This is a genomic window from Aliivibrio fischeri (assembly GCF_009727955.1).
GTDB lineage: Bacteria > Pseudomonadota > Gammaproteobacteria > Enterobacterales > Vibrionaceae > Aliivibrio > Aliivibrio fischeri_A.
The window spans coordinates 1-289 of the sequence record NZ_WOBR01000045.1 but is presented as its reverse complement, the minus strand read 5'-3'; the positions used below and the strand labels follow the sequence as shown (position 1 = coordinate 289).

1 protein-coding gene is annotated in these 289 nt (G+C 45.3%); it reads right to left on the bottom strand.

Annotated elements, in window-relative coordinates:
* Positions 1-37: 37 nt before the first annotated feature.
* On the bottom strand, positions 38-289 hold a 252-nt coding region (locus GNP81_RS19295), incomplete at its 5' end, for a phage terminase large subunit family protein (protein ID WP_473246814.1).

Sequence of the window (289 nt, the reverse complement as noted above, 5' to 3'; positions counted from 1 at the left end):
TTTCGTGATTATTTCTGTTGTCTGTTCAGTCATTGATTTACATCTGCCATGTTGATTTTCGTTTTTCAGAATGATCGAGCGGCTCATTAATGCAGGCATGAGAAATCGCCCAAAATGCATCGGCATGTCCGGTTAATTCGCTGCGCTCTGCTTTGAAGGTCATGCTGTTACCGCTATTGGTGGTCGCTCGCTTGATGGCCATGAATGCCATGGCGATGTCTTTGTGTTCAGCATCAAATTGAATGCGGTTGGCTTCGACCACATCAATCATCTTCATCACCAACCGGTT